General features: G+C 65.0%; 15 protein-coding genes. All 15 read left to right on the top strand.

All coding sequences use genetic code 11. The features are described 5' to 3' along the window. Positions 1 to 29: 29 nt before the first annotated feature. Positions 30 to 785: an SDR family NAD(P)-dependent oxidoreductase gene (locus AC07RV_RS07635; protein WP_296781855.1), complete on the top strand. Its 756-nt coding sequence runs from the start codon at positions 30 to 32 to the stop codon at positions 783 to 785. Positions 786 to 795: 10 nt separating this feature from the next. Then, positions 796 to 1,512 (top strand): alpha/beta fold hydrolase, encoded by a 717-nt coding sequence (locus AC07RV_RS07630; RefSeq protein ID WP_082548893.1) that lies wholly within the window; start codon positions 796 to 798, stop codon positions 1,510 to 1,512. Between the two features lie 227 nt (positions 1,513 to 1,739). After that, positions 1,740 to 2,684, top strand: a complete 945-nt coding sequence (locus tag AC07RV_RS07625) for a LysR family transcriptional regulator (RefSeq protein ID WP_066123738.1) — start codon at positions 1,740 to 1,742, stop codon at positions 2,682 to 2,684. Beyond that, complete coding sequence (locus AC07RV_RS07620) at positions 2,681 to 2,959, top strand: EexN family lipoprotein (protein ID WP_296781857.1); 279 nt, start codon at positions 2,681 to 2,683, stop codon at positions 2,957 to 2,959. Before AC07RV_RS07625 ends, AC07RV_RS07620 begins: the two co-directional genes overlap by 4 nt. Positions 2,960 to 3,195: 236 nt before the next feature. Beyond that, positions 3,196 to 5,196, top strand: coding sequence for a conjugal transfer protein TraG (locus AC07RV_RS07615; RefSeq protein ID WP_296781859.1), 2,001 nt, complete (start codon positions 3,196 to 3,198; stop codon positions 5,194 to 5,196). Then, the gene (locus AC07RV_RS07610; RefSeq protein WP_003111089.1) at positions 5,193 to 5,657 is read left to right on the top strand and encodes a ribbon-helix-helix protein, CopG family; all 465 of its coding nucleotides are present in this window, start codon (positions 5,193 to 5,195) and stop codon (positions 5,655 to 5,657) included. The genes AC07RV_RS07615 and AC07RV_RS07610 overlap by 4 nt, the downstream gene beginning before the upstream one ends. Further along, positions 5,654 to 6,706: a P-type conjugative transfer ATPase TrbB gene (gene trbB / locus AC07RV_RS07605; RefSeq protein WP_296781864.1), complete on the top strand. Its 1,053-nt coding sequence runs from the start codon at positions 5,654 to 5,656 to the stop codon at positions 6,704 to 6,706. The genes AC07RV_RS07610 and trbB overlap by 4 nt, the downstream gene beginning before the upstream one ends. Next, positions 6,703 to 7,086, top strand: coding sequence for a TrbC/VirB2 family type IV secretion system protein (locus AC07RV_RS07600; protein WP_056581670.1), 384 nt, complete (start codon positions 6,703 to 6,705; stop codon positions 7,084 to 7,086). The genes trbB and AC07RV_RS07600 overlap by 4 nt, the downstream gene beginning before the upstream one ends. Beyond that, a complete protein-coding gene (locus tag AC07RV_RS07595; protein ID WP_056581671.1) occupies positions 7,083 to 7,355 on the top strand; it encodes a VirB3 family type IV secretion system protein in 273 nt (90 codons plus the stop codon). The genes AC07RV_RS07600 and AC07RV_RS07595 overlap by 4 nt, the downstream gene beginning before the upstream one ends. A 15-nt stretch (positions 7,356 to 7,370) precedes the next feature. Then, positions 7,371 to 9,830, top strand: coding sequence for a conjugal transfer protein TrbE (gene trbE / locus AC07RV_RS07590; protein ID WP_296781865.1), 2,460 nt, complete (start codon positions 7,371 to 7,373; stop codon positions 9,828 to 9,830). After that, the gene (gene trbJ / locus AC07RV_RS07585; protein ID WP_056581676.1) at positions 9,827 to 10,552 is read left to right on the top strand and encodes a P-type conjugative transfer protein TrbJ; all 726 of its coding nucleotides are present in this window, start codon (positions 9,827 to 9,829) and stop codon (positions 10,550 to 10,552) included. Before trbE ends, trbJ begins: the two co-directional genes overlap by 4 nt. 12 nt (positions 10,553 to 10,564) lie before the next feature. Further along, positions 10,565 to 10,897, top strand: a complete 333-nt coding sequence (locus tag AC07RV_RS07580) for a hypothetical protein (protein ID WP_296781866.1) — start codon at positions 10,565 to 10,567, stop codon at positions 10,895 to 10,897. After that, the gene (trbL, locus tag AC07RV_RS07575; protein ID WP_296781867.1) at positions 10,894 to 12,279 is read left to right on the top strand and encodes a P-type conjugative transfer protein TrbL; all 1,386 of its coding nucleotides are present in this window, start codon (positions 10,894 to 10,896) and stop codon (positions 12,277 to 12,279) included. Before AC07RV_RS07580 ends, trbL begins: the two co-directional genes overlap by 4 nt. Positions 12,280 to 12,303: 24 nt before the next feature. Then, positions 12,304 to 13,008 (top strand): conjugal transfer protein TrbF, encoded by a 705-nt coding sequence (gene trbF / locus AC07RV_RS07570; protein ID WP_296781869.1) that lies wholly within the window; start codon positions 12,304 to 12,306, stop codon positions 13,006 to 13,008. Next, a complete protein-coding gene (gene trbG / locus AC07RV_RS07565; RefSeq protein ID WP_296781870.1) occupies positions 13,005 to 13,997 on the top strand; it encodes a P-type conjugative transfer protein TrbG in 993 nt (330 codons plus the stop codon). Before trbF ends, trbG begins: the two co-directional genes overlap by 4 nt. The last annotated feature ends 2 nt before the right edge of the window (positions 13,998 to 13,999 follow it).

The following is a 13,999-nucleotide window of genomic DNA, read 5'->3' as shown; positions in this document are numbered from 1 at the left end:
TGCCCTTTTCATATTGCAAGGAGACGTGTATGAGATTCACTGGAAAAACTGCTTTCGTGACAGGCGCCGCGAGCGGCATTGGTGAAGCCACAGCAAGGATGTTTGCGCGCGAGGGCGCGCGCGTGGTCATCGCTGACCTACTAGAGCAAGAAGGCCAAGCAGTCGCACAGTCGATTACCGAGGGGGGTGGCGAAGCATGCTTCGTCAAACTAGACGTCACTGAAGAGGAAAACTGGAAGGAAGCCCTTCGAAAGGGGGAGCAATCCTTCGAAGCCATTCATATCGTTGTAAGCAATGCCGGCATAAGCGGTATGGTTCCTGATCATGAAAAGGTCGACTATCTCGACCGACTGACGTCAATCCATATCCGCGGCACCTTCCTAGCCATCCGCCATGGCGCCCGCGCCATCACTCGTGCAGGTGGGGGATCAATCATCACGATTTCCTCCATCGCAGCGTATGCAGGCATGCCCGGTCTCCACATGGGCTATTGCGCCGTGAAAGCCGGGGTGTTGGCCATGACGCGCTCTGCTGCAGGCGAGTACGCAAGATCAGGGATCCGGGTAAACGCCATCGTTCCCGGTCTTCTGCCCCCCATGCGAACCTCAGTGGTGTCCGCTGATCCCAAAATGCGGGAAAAGTTCTTTGAAACCGTTCCACTGGGCGGCACCGGTAAGCGAGAAGACGCCGCGAACGCAATCTTGTTTCTTGCATCAGAAGAGGCTGGGTACGTGACTGGCGCCGAGATACTGCTGGACGGCGGCTTCTTGGCATATCGATACTGAGTCTCGCCCCATGAACACCTTTGTCATGGTCCATGGGGCCTGGTCAGCAGGTTGGGCGTGGTGGCGAATGCACTCTCTCTTTTTGGCAGCGCATCACCGACTCCTGACGCCAACCTGTACGGGGCTGGGTGAACGCTCGCACTTGCTTGGACCTCGTATCGACCTGCATATGCACGTCGATGATGTCGTCCGTGCTATCGAGTCGGAGAACCTCAACCATGTCATCTTGGTCGGGCACAGCTATGGGGGAATGGTCGTGACTGGTGTGGCCGACAGAATCCCCGATCGGATTCAACAGTTGATATACATCGACGCACTACTACCGGAGTCCGATGAGTGCGCATTGGATCTCATGCCAAAGGCTCAGCGAGCCGCCATCCTGGAAGACGTCAAGAACAATGGATTCGGTTGGCTGGTCCCCCCAAGCCCACTTCCGCCGGACACCCCTGACCATGATCAAAAGCTCGCCCAAGGGAGGCGCGGACCGCAACCCCTTGCTACGTTCACATCTCCTCTATGTCTAGCGGGAGAAGCTTCAAACATCCCTTCTGCGTATATTTACTGTACGAAGACTGGTCTGTATGACACCTTTGGTCTTTCGGCGTCCCGCGCTCAAGCCCGAGAAGGGTGGAAATATTATGAGCTGCCTGCTTCGCACAACCCCCACATCACCATGCCAGAGCAACTCACCACCTTGCTCTTGTCAATTGCCGATTTAACCAACTAAAAGGCTCCTCCTCGAGTATCGACGGAGTGTGTCTGCGGCCATCGTTGCACACGTAAGGCCAGGCTCTCAACGATTCGGGAAATGCAATCGTGGCGGGGCGTCATGATCGCTCCGATTTTCATCCGATCTACATCTGTACGGAACGCCAATCGTTGTCCACACAGATCGTTGTGACGAGATTGAGCATGGAGGCTCTGCGATGAAGATGCATTTTGAGAGGGCACTATATGGAGCTTCGTCATCTGCGTTGCTTCTTGGCCGTTGCTGAAGAACTCCACTTCGCACGAGCAGCGGAGAGGCTGCACATTGAGCAGTCGCCTCTGTCGCGCGCTATCAAGGAGTTGGAGGTGGAACTCGGGGCGGTGTTATTTGCTCGCACCACTCGCAGCACTCGATTGACGCTCGCTGGCCGACTGTTCTTGGAACACGTGCGTCGCGTGTTCACTGTCTTGGAGCAAGCCCGCGATAGCGTGAAAGCGGCGGCCAATGGTTTCCATGGGCAATTGCGAGTGGCATTGTCGGACGGCATCACACCGTCGCGCCTACCGGCTCTGCTGGCGCTATGCCGACAAGAAGAGCCTGAACTTGAACTCCGATTCTTCGAGGTACCGCTATCACAGCAGATCAAAGGTCTGCACGACGATCTGTACGACGTGGGGTTTGCGCAGTCTGATGAAGTAGGTGACAGCATCGCCGCCATACCTGTATGGCGAGACGCGCTCATAGTAACGGTGCCAGCCCGGCATCCGCTGCTTGCGTACAAGCGCATTCCTTTGGAGGAGTTGCTGCGCTATCCGCTGGTTCTATGCGATCCACAAGTTTGCGAAGGCCATGCCAGATTCGTAGATCGTGTGCTACGCCGGGCCGGCACGGAGCCGTTGGTCGCAGAACGGGTTGCTACGTGCGATCTGATGATGGTGCTGGTGTCGGCTGGCCTGGCGCTTGGGTTTACGGGTGCCGCGCGCATTGCCGCTAACCCTGACGCAGGTGTGGTGGCCCGACCGCTGGCATTGCGCGTGCCACCGCTGACAACTTACCTACTGTTCCCCGAAGGCGAGCCGTCCGATGTGCTGGCCCGGTTCATTGAGCGCGTGCAGGCCATTGAATCTCCGGAACCCCCAAGGCCCAAGCCGGGCCATCATTCCGATCCCTTGGAGGAATCCACGCCATGAAGAAGCTCATCCAGTTCCTGCTGGTGGCCGCGCTGACTGCCTGCGGCAATTCCGAGACGCCACAAACGACCAACGTTCCGGAGGCGAATATCCCGACGGTGGAAGAACTGGCGGCCAACCCCGAACAGCTCAAAGAGCTGCGCCAACAATGCAAGACGGATCGCCCCAAGCTGGGCGACGTGCTGTGCAATCGGGTAGCCGAAGCCACGCGCAAGCGGTTCTATGGCGACGGTGAAACGCCGTACACACCACCGAAGGAATCAGCCAAGTTCTGATCGTTGGCGGTTCGCAGCATCGCCTCAATATTTCTGCTCGACACGCCGCAATGCGCTATCGCTTGCGGTGTTTTTCATTGGTTCGCCCCTGCACTAATTCTGTCTTTTTGCTCGACCTTTCTGCTCGAAGCAGTCTTTGACCGGCACTGACCCGACACCCATCCTGACGCCTGCGGCACGTTCTTGTGCCGCCTTCCCCATGAGGAATCAGCGCAGGAGAAATCGGAGGCCAGGTCATGCAAGGGACGAACGTGCTGTTCGGTCAGATCGCCGTGGTATTCGGCATCGTGATCGCCGGCGTGTGGGGCGCCACACAATGGACAGCAGCGGCTCTTGGCTATCAACTACGCCTTGGCTCGCCCTGGTTTGACCTTCTCGGCACACCGATCTACCACCCGTGGAAGCTGTTTGAGTGGTGGTTCGTTTTCGATGCCTACGCGCCGCGCGTGTTCGATACCGGCGGCGCCATCGCGGGCGGCAGCGGCCTGCTGGCGGTGGTGGTCGCCATAGGCATGTCGATTTGGCGCTCGCGCCAATCGCGCCTTGTCACGACTTACGGCTCTGCCCGCTGGGCGAACGCGCAGGACATTCGCATGGCGGGCCTCACGCAGCCGGCCGGCGTGTTCCTGGGCCAGCATGACCGCCAGTACCTGCGGCATGAAGGCCCGGAACATGTCCTGACCTTCGCGCCCACGCGCTCCGGCAAGGGCGTGGGCCTGGTGGTGCCCACCTTGCTGTCCTGGCCCGCATCCGCCGTCATCCACGACATCAAGGGCGAGAACTGGCAGATCACCGCCGGCTGGCGCTCGCGCTTCTCACATTGCCTGCTGTTCAACCCGACCGATGCGAAGTCGGCGGCCTACAACCCGCTGCTGGAGGTACGGCGCGGCGCGCATGAGGTGCGCGACGTGCAGAACATCGCGGACATTCTGGTTGATCCCGAAGGCGCGCTGGAGAAGCGAAACCATTGGGAAAAAACCAGCCACGCACTGCTGGTCGGGGCCATCCTGCATGTGCTCTACGCGGGCAAGGACAAGACGCTGCGCGGCGTCGCCAACTTCCTTAGCGACCCGGCCAGCCCCTTCGAGCTGACCTTGCATCGGATGATGACCACGCCGCACCTCGGCGATGGGGCGCATCCGGTCGTCGCGTCGGCGGCGCGTGAAGTCCTCAACAAGAGCGACAACGAACGCTCGGGCGTGCTGTCCACGGCCATGTCGTTCCTCGGCCTGTACCGCGATCCCACGGTGGCCGAAGTCACTTCGCGCTGCGACTGGCGCATCGCAGACCTGATCGCGGCAGCGCATCCTGTGTCGCTGTACCTGGTGGTGCCGCCTTCGGACATTTCGCGGACGAAGCCGCTCATTCGCCTGATCCTCAACCAGATCGGTCGGCGCCTCTCCGAATCGCTCGATGGCTCCGATGGCATCGAGCGCCGCCACAAGCTGCTGCTGATGCTCGACGAGTTCCCGGCGCTGGGGCGCTTGGACTTCTTCGAGACGGCACTGGCCTTCATGGCCGGATACGGCATCCGCAGCTTCCTCATCGCGCAGTCGCTCAACCAGATCGACAAAGCCTACGGCCAGAACCATTCGATTCTCGACAACTGCCATGTGCGCGTGACGTTCGCCACGAACGACGAACGCACCGCCAAGCGGATCTCCGAGACGCTGGGCACGGCCACCGAGCTGCGTGCCCAGCGCAACTACGCGGGCCATCGGCTCGCGCCGTGGCTGGGCCACCTGATGGTGTCGCGCCAGGAGACGGCCCGCCCGCTGCTGACGCCGGGCGAAGTCATGCAGCTTCCACCCGACGAGGCCGTGGTGATGGTGTCCAGCATGGCGCCGATCAAGGCGAAGAAGCTGCGCTACTACGTGGACAGCAACTTCAAGCGTCGCGTGCTGCCGCCGCCCGCGCTGGCGGACGGGCAGTACGCCGACGCGCCGCCATCGCGGCCCGATGACTGGAGCGGGCTGGCGATTCCGCTGATGCCGGCAGCACCGGGCACGGCATCCGCCGACGACTTGGACAGCACCGACGACGGCGGCCCATGCCGTCAGCCCGAACTCTCCGAAACCGTCGCCTACGACCCCGTGCTGGCCTCGCCTGCGGCCGACCTTGGGCTGCTCGATGACGACGACGACCTGCCGCTTCCCCTTCCTCGCCAGCTTGATCCAGCCATGCAGCGCACGGCCCGGCTGGCTTCCCTCGACCCCAACGACGGAATCGAGCTATGAGCCACTACCGCCTGAACCTCTTTATCCAGCCCGAGCACGCCAAGCGGCTCGATGAGCTTGCCGCCAAGAAAGGCGTGTCCAAGTCGTCCATCGTCGCGGCGGCGCTCGCATCGTGGCTGTCGCCCGATGCCGCCGACCAGCGCGAAGCGGCCATCGCCAAGCGGCTGGATCGCCTGTCGCGCCAGGCCGAGCGCATGGAGCGCGACCAGAACATCGCCATCGAAACGCTGGCGCTGTTCATTCGCTACTACCTCACGGTCAGCACACCAGTCCCCGAGGCGCACCAAGACGCGGCACGCGCGCAGGGCAAAGCGCGCTTCGAGCAGTTCACCGAGCAGCTTGGCCGCCACCTGCTGCGGGGCCGCAGCCTGGTGCGCGACGTGGTGGAGGAACTGCATCCCGACCCGATGCGGATGGAAGACGCGGCGGCAGCCGCGCAAGCGCAGGAGCGTGCGTCATGAGTGCCGTTCCGCAGTCCATGACCGCCACGTCGCTCGACCGCCGCATCCAGATGTTGCGCACGGCGATGGGGCCGCTGATCGCCGCCGCGCTCGAAGACCCGGACGTGGTGGAGGTGATGCTGAATCCTGATCGCACCCTTTGGGTGGATCGGCTTTCCAGTGGGCGCGCGCCGATGGGCGTGGAACTGTCCGAGGCGGACGGCGAGCGAATCATCCGCCTGGTCGCGGCCCACGTCGGCGCAGAAGTCCATCGCGGCCAGCCGCTGCTGTCCGCCGAGTTGCCCGAAACCGGCGAACGCTTCGAGGGCATCTTGCCGCCGGCAGCGCCGGGGCCGGCCTTCGCGCTGCGCAAGCGTGCCATCGGCGTAATTCCGCTGGAGCGGTACGTCATCGACGGAATGATGACCAGCGCGCAAGCGGGCTTTCTCGTTCGCGCCGTGCGCGAGCGGCAGAACGTGCTGATCGCCGGCGCCACCAGCAGCGGCAAGACCACGCTCGCCAATGCTTTGCTCGCCGAAATCGCCGCCACCGGCGACCGCGTGCTGGTGCTCGAAGACACGGTGGAGCTGCAATGCGCGGCCCGTGACCACGTTCCTCTGCGCACCCGCGCAGGCGTGGTGTCCATGACCGAGCTGGTGCGCTCGTCCATGCGCCTGCGGCCTGATCGCGTCGTCGTTGGCGAAGTGCGCGGCGCCGAGGCGCTGGATCTCATCAAGGTGTGGGGCACCGGCCATCCCGGCGGCATCGCCACGATCCATGCCGGCTCCGCACTCGGCGCGCTGCTGCGCTTGGAGCAACTGATTCTCGAAGTGGCGGTGAACCCGCCCCGTGCGCTGATCGCCGAGGCGGTCAACGTGGTGATCCACATCGCCGGGCGCGGGCGCAAACGCCGCATCGAGAGCATCGCCCGCGTCGTCGGCTTCGACGGCGTGGGCTACCAACTGGCGGACGCGCTGGAAACGCCGTTTCCCGAGCTGCCGCCGCTTCCCAATGCCGCACCCGCTGCGGCGACTTCCCCATCCCCTGACTCACTTGGAGAACTGCCATGACGCAGATGACCATTCCTGCTTTCCGTTTTTCTGCAAATCCGGCTTTGCGCCACGCGCGGCTGCGCTGCCTGGCCCGCCCTGCGGGGCAAGGGCTGCTGCTGGCCGCGCTGCTGCTGTTCCTAGCCGGAACCGCGCAGGCCGCCGGTTCCTCGATGCCGTGGGAAGGCCCGCTGCAATCCATCCTCGAATCCATCCAGGGGCCGGTGGCGCGAATCGTCGCGGTCATCATCATCATCGCCACGGGCCTCGCGCTCGCCTTCGGCGACACGTCCGGCGGATTCCGCAAGCTGATCCAGATCGTCTTCGGTCTGTCCATCGCGTTTGCGGCTTCCAGCTTCTTCCTGTCGTTCTTCAGCTTCTCCGGCGGGGCGGTCGTATGAGTGCCCCGGACACCTTCAGGGACGGCTTCGAGGTGCCGCTGCATCGCTCACTGACCGAGCCGATTCTGCTTGGCGGTGCGCCGCGCACCGTGGCGATCGCCAACGGCACGCTGGCCGCCGCTGTCGGCTTGGGCCTGCAACTGTGGATTCCCGGCGTGGTGCTCTGGATCGTCGGCCATTCGCTGGCGGTGTGGGGTGCGCGCGTCGATCCGCAGTTCATGCAGGTCTTCGCCCGGCACATCAAGCACCGCCCGCTGCTGGACGTGTGAGGGGAGGACGCCGCGATGCTGAATCTCGCCGAATACCGCCAGCGCCCGGCCTTGCTTGCCGACTGGCTGCCCTGGGCCGGGCTGGTCGCGCCGGGTCTCGTCTTGAACAAGGACGGCAGTTTCCAGCGCACGGCCCGGTTTCGCGGGCCTGACCTCGACAGCGCGACGCAAGGCGAGCTGGTCGCCACGTCGGCGCGGTTGAACAATGCGCTGCGCCGCATGGGATCGGGCTGGGCGCTATTCATCGAAGCCGAGCGCCGGCCTGCGGCCGACTATCCGCACTCGGAGTTTCCCGAGCCGCTTTCGTGGGTGGTGGAGGAAGAACGCCGGGCCGCCTTCGAGGAATCGGGTAATCACTTCGAGAGCGGCTATCACCTGACGCTGCTTTACCTGCCGCCGGAAGAATCCCGCGCTCGTGCAGCCAGGATGCTCTACGAGAACACGCCGACGAATGGCGTGGACTGGCGCGAGCGGCTGCAAGCCTTCGTCGCGGAAACGGATCGCGTCTTCGACCTGCTCGACAGCGTGATGCCGGAAATTGACTGGCTCGATGACGCGCAGACGCTGACCTACCTGCACGCGACCATCTCGACGCGGCGCTATCGCGTGGGCGTGCCCGAAGTGCCGTTCCACATCGACGCGCTGCTGACCGATTCCGCGCTGGTCGGCGGCCTGGCGCCCATGCTGGGCGACCAGCACCTGCGCGTGGTGTCGGTGCGCGGCTTCCCGACCTCGACCTGGCCGGGGATTCTGGACGACCTCAACCGCCTCGGTTTTGCGTACCGCTGGAGCACGCGCTTTCTCTGCCTCGACAAAGCCGAGGCGGAAAAAGAACTTTCACGCCTGCGCCGCCAGTGGTTCGCCAAGCGCAAGAACGTCATCGCGCTGCTGCGCGAAACGATCTTCCAGCAGGAAAGCCCGCTGGTCGATACCGACGCCAACAACAAAGCCGCCGATGCCGACGCTGCCTTGCAGGAGCTGGGCGGCGATCAAGTCGCCTTCGGCTATCTGACGGCGACCGTCACCGTCATGGACGAGGACGCTGCCGTCGCAGACGAGAAGCTGCGCATGGTGGAGCGCGTCATCCAGGGTCGGGGCTTCATCACCATCCCTGAAACGCTCAATGCTGTGGATGCCTGGCTGTCCTCGCTCCCCGGCAACGCCTACGCCAACGTGCGCCAGCCCATCGTCTCGACGCTGAACCTGGCGCACATGATGCCGGTGTCGGCGGTATGGGCCGGGCCGGAGAAGAACGACCACCTCAACGGCGCGCCGCTGATCGTCACGCGCACCGAAGGCGCCACGCCGTTCCGGCTGGTGACGCACATCGGCGACGTGGGCCACACGCTGGTCGCAGGCCCGACTGGCATGGGCAAGTCGGTCTTGCTCGCCATGCTGGCGATGCAATTCCGCCGCTATCGCGGCTCGCGCATCTTCGCCTTCGACATGGGCGGCTCCATGCGAGCCACGGTTCTGGGGCTGGACGGCGAGCACTACGACCTCGGGACGGATGGCGAAACCGCCTTCCAGCCACTCGCGCGCATCGACCGTGAGGGCTACCGCACCTGGGCCGCCGAATGGATCGAAGGCCGCTTGCTGCACGAAGGCGTGGCGGTCGGCCCCGACGAGAAGGCGGCTATCTGGTCGGCGCTGGGAAGTCTCGCCGGTGCGCCGGTGGAGCAGCGCACGATGACGGGACTTTCTGTGCTGCTGCAATCGAACACGCTGCGGCAGGCGCTGTCGCCCTATGTGCTCGGTGGCGCGCACGGCAAGCTGCTGGACGCCGACCACGACCGGCTGGGCATGGCCGACGTGCAGTGCTTCGAGATGGAGGAGCTGATGCACAGCAAGGCCGCCGTCATGGCCGTGCTGCATTACCTTTTTGCGCGTTTCGATGAACGCTTCGACGGGGCGCCCACGCTGCTGATCCTCGATGAAGCGTGGCTGTTCCTCGACGACCCGGTGTTTGCCGCACGCATCCGCCAGTGGCTCAAGACGCTGCGCAAGAAGAACGTCAGCGTCATCTTCGCCACGCAGAGCCTCGCCGACATCAAGGATTCGAGCATCGCGCCCGCGATCATCGAGAGCTGCGCGAGTCGGATTTTCTTGCCCAACCCGCAGGCGACGGAACCGCAGATTCGCACGATCTACGAAGGCTTCGGCCTGAACAGCCGGCAGATCGAGATCGTCGCCACCGCGAGCCCCAAGCGCGACTACTACTACCAATCCCGCCTCGGCAATCGCCTGTTCGACCTCGACCTGGGGCAGGCGGCGCTGGCCTTCGCGGGCGCTTCCACGCCGCAAGACCAGCGCGACATAGACCGCGTGCTGCTGGACGCCGGCGTGCCCGGCTTCGCGGGCGCCTGGCTGCGCCATCGCGGCCTCGATTGGGCGGCCGACCTGCTGCCCTCGTTCCCCGGCCTCGCGCCGGGTTCTTTCCGTACCACCGACCACCCACAGGAGAACCTGCCATGAAAAAGCGTCTTGTCGCCGCCGCCATCTCGGCCATGCTTTGCACTGCCACCGCCCACGCGCAATGGGTTGTGATCGACCCCACGAACCTCGTGCAGAACACGCTGACCGCGATCCGCACGCTGGAGCAGATCAATAACCAGATCCAGCAACTCCAGAACGAAGCGCAGATGCTGATGAATCAGGCGCGCAACCTCGCCAGCCTGCCGTCCAGCGTGGTCGGCCAGTTGCGCGCCAATCTGGCGACCACGCAGCGGCTGATCGACCAGGCGCGCGGCCTGGCCTACGACGTGACGAATCTGGATCGGGAGTTCCAGCGCCTGTATCCCGAGCAGTACGCCGCCACCGTCAGCGGCGACCAGATGTACCGCGATGCGCAGGAGCATTGGCGGAACACGCTCAACGGCTTGCAGACCACCATGCGGATGCAGGCCCAGGTGTCGCAGAACCTGGGCGAAGACGAAAGCGTGCTGGCCGACCTCGTGGGCAAGAGCCAGTCGGCCGAAGGCGCGCTGCAAGCCATGCAGGCCATGAACCAGTTGCTGGCCTTGCAGGCCAAGCAGTCGATCCAGTCGCAGCGGCTCCAGATCACGCAAGATCGGGCCGCCTCGCTGGAGTTGGCACGGCAGACCGCGGCCACGGAACGCGCCCGCGAGGTGCGGCGGCGTTTCTTGGGCGATGGCACGCCATACACGCCGCAGCGCGTGGATTTCTACGGCAACTGACGGGAGGCCGCTATGCGATGCGTCCTCGTCCCGTCTGTTCTGGTACTTGCTGCGCTGCTGGCCGCTTGCAGCGAACAGCCGGCTGACCACCTTGCCGATGCCTTGGCCGCCGATCCCTTGCGGCTCAAGGCATTGCGCGCGCAATGCGCGGACGACCGGCAGGCCACGGGCGAGGACGCTTGCCGCGCCGCCGCCCAAGCCTTCCGGCGGCGCTTCTTCTCCGGCCAGGCTGGGCCGGATGAATACCAGACGCTGGCCGACCTGCCGCCGATCCCGCCGAGCTTCGAGGAACCGGCCGATGGCATGGCGCCGGCCGTTCCCGCCGAACCGAAGGACACGCCATGAATGACGTGACCATCATCGACCAATTCCTCAACACCTTTGCCGCTTATATCGACTCGGGTTTCGGGCTGCTGCGGGGCGAAGTGGCGTTCCTCACGGCCACGCTGATCGTCATCGACATGACGATCGCCGGCCTGTATTGGGCCATGAGCCATGCCACCGGCCAGGGCGAGGACGTGATCGCCAAGCTGCTGCGCAAGGTGCTCTACGTCGGTGCCTTCGCCTACATCATCAATAACTTCAACTGGCTGGCCAGCATCGTGTTCCGCTCGTTTGCGGGATTGGGCATCACAGCCACCGGCTCGGCCATCACGATGGAGAACTTCTTGCAGCCGGGCCGGCTGGCGAAAACCGGCATCGACGCCGGGGCGCCGATTCTGGAGCAGATCGGCGAGATGGCGGGCTTTCCCGAAGTGTTTGTGAACCTCGACCCCATCGTGGTGATGTTCTTCGCGTGGCTGGTCGTGGTCTTGTGCTTCTTCGTGCTGGCGATCCAACTGTTCATCACGCTGATCGAGTTCAAGCTGACCACGCTCGCCGGATTCGTGTTGGTGCCGTTCGCGCTCTGGAACAAGACCGCGTTCCTCGCCGAGAAGGTCTTGGGCAACGTGGTGGCCTCCGGCGTCAAGGTGCTGGTGCTGGCCGTGATCGTCGGTATCGGCTCAGGCTTGTTCGCTCAGTTCCAAGTCCATCCTGCCGAGCCGTCCATCGACCACGCGCTGGTCATCATGCTGGCCTCGCTCACCTTGCTGGCGCTCGGGATCTTCGGCCCCGGCATCGCCACGGGCCTCGTCTCCGGTGCGCCGCAGCTCGGCGCTGGCGCAATGGCCGGTGCTGCTGTCGGCGCTGCCGGCACGGCCGTCGCCATCGGCGCCGCCGCGACGGGCGTGGGTGGCGCCGTGGCTGCTGGTGCGCGCATGGCCCCGGCTGCCGCCAAGCTGGCCGGTAGCGGTGCGCGCGCCGCTACGTCGGCGGCCAGCAGTGCGAAGTCGGCGTTTCAGGCCGGTTCCGCCGCCGCTGGCGGCGGCGCAAAGGGCGCGATGGCGGGCCTGGGCAACGTCGCCAAGACCGGCGCGCGGGCGGCCGGGCGAGGCGCTGCATCCCGCGCTTCCGCTGCCGGGCAACGCATGGCCGCTCCCTTCCACGCTGGCTGGAATGGCGCTGCTGCCGATGGTGGCGCGGGCGCGGCATCCGGTCAGGGTGCCGCAGGCGAGGCCGCATCCGGCGCCGCTACGGCGCAGACACAGGAACGGCCCGCTTGGGCCAAGCGCCTGCATCGCCGCCAGCAACTCACCCACGCCGCGACCACCACCGCCCACACGCTGCGCGGTGGCGATGGCGGCGGCTCCGGCCAGGGGCCGAGCCTGCGCGGCTCCGACGAATAAAGCGATTCATAAGGAGAACTGACCATGCGATTCAAGAAGCCGCAGGTGCGCTATGCCGACACGCCGCAGCCTGCCACGCCGTACCAAGCTGCCGGCCAGGTGTGGGACGACCGTATCGGCTCGCCGCGCGTGCAGGCGAAGAACTGGCGGCTGATGGCCTTCGGCTGCCTGACGCTCGCGCTGCTGATGGCTGGCGGCCTGGTGTGGCGCTCGGCGCAGTCCATCGTGACGCCCTACGTCGTGGAGGTGGACAACGCGGGCCAGGTGCGCGCCGTGGGCGAAGCCGCCACGCCCTACAAGCCCAGCGATGCACAGACCGCGTACCACCTGGGCCGCTTCATCGGCCTGGTGCGCTCGCTGTCCATCGACCCCATCGTTGTCCGCCAGAACTGGCTCGACGCCTACGACTACACGACCGACAAGGGTGCGGCCGTGCTCAACGACTACGCGCGCGTGAACGACCCGTTCGCGCGCATCGGCCGGGAGTCGGTGACGGTGCAGATCACCAGCGTCGTGCGTGCCAGTGACATGTCTTTCAACGTGCGCTGGACGGAGCGCCGCTACGTCAACGGCGCCGCGGCCGGCCTGGAGCGGTGGACGGCCGTGGTGTCCATCGTGCTCCAGCCGCCGCGCACGGAAGAACGCCTGCGCAAGAACCCCCTGGGCATCTACGTCAACGGCCTGTCGTGGAGCCGCGAACTGGATTCTTCAGAAGGAGCCAAACCATGAATGATCTTTTCCGTAAATCCGCTTTGCCGGTGATCTTGCTTGCCCTGGCGGGCTGCGCCACGCAGGGCAAGCCGCCGCCCGTGATTTCGCTCGATGAGCCGGTACAGGCCCAACCGTTGCCCGAACCTCCTGCGCCGGTGGAGGTGGTGGCCGTGCCCGAGGTGCTGCCGATGCCGGCGCAGTTGAAGCCGTTGCCCGAAGCCGAGGACGCCAAGCCCATGCCGGAGCCGGCAGACGAGAAGGTGCGCGTCTCGCGCGCCAATGCCGAGGCCCGCGTCGCACCTACGCGCGAGGGCTACGTCAACGCGATTCAGGTGTGGCCGTTCACCGACGGCGCGCTGTATCAGGTCTATGCGGCCGTGGGCCGCGTGACCGTGGTTTCGCTCCAGCCGGGCGAGGAGCTGGTGACGGTCGCCGCCGGAGATACCGTGCGCTGGATCGTGGGCGACACGTCCAGCGGACGCGGTGCCGAGTTGCGCGTGAACGTGCTCGTTAAGCCGATCCGCTCGGGCCTCAGGACCAATCTTGTCATCACCACCAGCCGCAGGACGTACCTGTTGGAGCTGGCCTCGACGGAAAAGACGTGGATGGCGTCGGCGTCCTGGGAATATCCGCGCGACCGGATGCTGGCCTTGCAGCGCCAGGCGCAGGCGGCCAGCGCAGCCGCGCCGGTGGATTCCGGCTTGTCGTTGGAGAACCTGCGCTTCCGCTACGCGGTCAGCGGCAGTAATCCGCCGTGGAAGCCGCTGCGCGCCTTCGACGACGGGCAGAAGGTCTATATCCAGTTCCCCGCCGGCATCGCGCAAGGCGAGCTGCCGCCGCTGTTCGTGATCGGGCCGGAAGGCGACGGGCAACTGGTCAATTACCGCTTCCGCTCGCCGTACTACATCTTGGATCGGCTGTTCGGCGCGGCCGAACTGCGCCTGGGCGGTGACAAGGGCGACGTGGTGCGGATCAAGCGCACGGACGGCGTCGCGCGGAGGAACTGACC

The sequence above is a fragment of the Variovorax sp. GW821-FHT09B01 genome (assembly GCF_059418345.1).
The sequence above is the reverse complement of the archived record's forward strand: the minus strand, read 5'-3'. Positions and strand labels throughout refer to the sequence as shown.

What these genes read in the sequence shown, in the direction of transcription:
- AC07RV_RS07635 (WP_296781855.1), top strand. Translation starts at nt 30, where the DNA reads ATGAGATTCACTGGAAAAACTGCTTTCGTGACAGGCGCCGCGAGCGGC.
- AC07RV_RS07630 (WP_082548893.1), top strand. Translation starts at nt 796, where the DNA reads ATGAACACCTTTGTCATGGTCCATGGGGCCTGGTCAGCAGGTTGGGCG.
- AC07RV_RS07625 (WP_066123738.1), top strand. Translation starts at nt 1,740, where the DNA reads ATGGAGCTTCGTCATCTGCGTTGCTTCTTGGCCGTTGCTGAAGAACTC.
- AC07RV_RS07620 (WP_296781857.1), top strand. Translation starts at nt 2,681, where the DNA reads ATGAAGAAGCTCATCCAGTTCCTGCTGGTGGCCGCGCTGACTGCCTGC.
- AC07RV_RS07615 (WP_296781859.1), top strand. Translation starts at nt 3,196, where the DNA reads ATGCAAGGGACGAACGTGCTGTTCGGTCAGATCGCCGTGGTATTCGGC.
- AC07RV_RS07610 (WP_003111089.1), top strand. Translation starts at nt 5,193, where the DNA reads ATGAGCCACTACCGCCTGAACCTCTTTATCCAGCCCGAGCACGCCAAG.
- trbB (WP_296781864.1), top strand. Translation starts at nt 5,654, where the DNA reads ATGAGTGCCGTTCCGCAGTCCATGACCGCCACGTCGCTCGACCGCCGC.
- AC07RV_RS07600 (WP_056581670.1), top strand. Translation starts at nt 6,703, where the DNA reads ATGACGCAGATGACCATTCCTGCTTTCCGTTTTTCTGCAAATCCGGCT.
- AC07RV_RS07595 (WP_056581671.1), top strand. Translation starts at nt 7,083, where the DNA reads ATGAGTGCCCCGGACACCTTCAGGGACGGCTTCGAGGTGCCGCTGCAT.
- trbE (WP_296781865.1), top strand. Translation starts at nt 7,371, where the DNA reads ATGCTGAATCTCGCCGAATACCGCCAGCGCCCGGCCTTGCTTGCCGAC.
- trbJ (WP_056581676.1), top strand. Translation starts at nt 9,827, where the DNA reads ATGAAAAAGCGTCTTGTCGCCGCCGCCATCTCGGCCATGCTTTGCACT.
- AC07RV_RS07580 (WP_296781866.1), top strand. Translation starts at nt 10,565, where the DNA reads ATGCGATGCGTCCTCGTCCCGTCTGTTCTGGTACTTGCTGCGCTGCTG.
- trbL (WP_296781867.1), top strand. Translation starts at nt 10,894, where the DNA reads ATGAATGACGTGACCATCATCGACCAATTCCTCAACACCTTTGCCGCT.
- trbF (WP_296781869.1), top strand. Translation starts at nt 12,304, where the DNA reads ATGCGATTCAAGAAGCCGCAGGTGCGCTATGCCGACACGCCGCAGCCT.
- trbG (WP_296781870.1), top strand. Translation starts at nt 13,005, where the DNA reads ATGAATGATCTTTTCCGTAAATCCGCTTTGCCGGTGATCTTGCTTGCC.